This is a genomic window from Undibacterium pigrum (assembly GCF_003201815.1).
GTDB classification, from domain to species: Bacteria; Pseudomonadota; Gammaproteobacteria; order Burkholderiales; family Burkholderiaceae_D; genus Undibacterium; species Undibacterium pigrum.
The window spans coordinates 1-1,196 of the sequence record NZ_QJKB01000043.1 but is presented as its reverse complement, the minus strand read 5'-3'; the positions used below and the strand labels follow the sequence as shown (position 1 = coordinate 1,196).

Sequence of the window (1,196 nt, the reverse complement as noted above, 5' to 3'; positions counted from 1 at the left end):
TATTACTCGATGATTTTAGCAACAACGCCAGCACCGACTGTACGGCCACCTTCACGGATAGCGAAGCGCAAGCCTTCTTCCATCGCGATCGGGTTGATCAGTTTTACTGTGATAGAAACGTTATCACCTGGCATGACCATTTCTTTGTCTTTCGGCAACTCGATCGAACCAGTTACGTCCGTTGTACGGAAGTAGAACTGTGGACGGTAGTTGTTGAAGAATGGTGTATGACGGCCACCTTCATCTTTGGACAGAACATAGATCTCGCCTGTGAAGTGCGCATGTGGCTTGATCGAACCTGGCTTTGCCAATACTTGACCACGTTGGATATCTTCACGTTTTGTACCACGCAGCAATACGCCGACGTTGTCACCAGCTTGACCTTGGTCGAGCAGTTTGCGGAACATTTCAACGCCAGTACATGTTGTTTTGACTGTGTCTTTGATACCGACGATTTCGATCTCTTCGCCAACTTTGACGATACCGCGTTCGATACGGCCAGTAACTACTGTACCGCGACCGGAGATGGAGAATACGTCTTCTACTGGCAACAGGAAGGCGCCGTCAACAGCACGTTCTGGTGTTGGGATGTAGGAATCCAGAGCATCAGCCAGTTTCATGATGGCTTCTTCGCCCAGAGGACCTTTGTCGCCTTCGAGGGCCAGTTTAGCGGAACCTTGAATGATAGGCAGGTCGTCGCCTGGGAATTCGTATTTGGACAGCAATTCACGAACTTCCATTTCAACCAGCTCCAGCAACTCTGCGTCATCAACCATGTCGCATTTGTTCAGGAATACGATGATGTATGGAACGCCAACTTGGCGGGCCAACAGGATGTGTTCGCGAGTTTGTGGCATTGGGCCGTCTGCTGCGGAGCAAACCAGGATCGCGCCGTCCATCTGAGCCGCGCCAGTGATCATGTTTTTAACATAGTCAGCATGGCCTGGGCAGTCAACGTGGGCGTAGTGACGACCGGATGTTTCGTACTCAACGTGGGCTGTATTGATTGTAATACCGCGCGCTTTTTCTTCTGGTGCTGCGTCGATCTGGTCGTATGCTTTAGCTTCGCCGCCGAATTTTTTCGACAATACTGTTGCAATCGCTGCTGTCAGTGTGGTTTTGCCGTGATCAACGTGGCCAATTGTACCGACGTTTACGTGCGGCTTGGTGCGCTCGAACTTACCTTTTGCCATTTT

Annotated in this window: 1 protein-coding gene; it reads right to left on the bottom strand. The window is 50.7% G+C overall.

Going from position 1 to position 1,196, the window contains the following annotated elements; translation table 11 throughout:
* Nucleotides 1-2: 2 nt before the first annotated feature.
* Entirely contained in the window at nt 3-1,193 is a 1,191-nt protein-coding gene (gene tuf, locus DFR42_RS28925; RefSeq protein WP_110258537.1) for an elongation factor Tu, read from the bottom strand.
* Nucleotides 1,194-1,196: the final 3 nt, after the last annotated feature.

Bases quoted from the DNA above. Each gene is read 5' to 3' on its own strand.
- tuf (WP_110258537.1), bottom strand. From the start codon at position 1,193: ATGGCAAAAGGTAAGTTCGAGCGCACCAAGCCGCACGTAAACGTCGGT.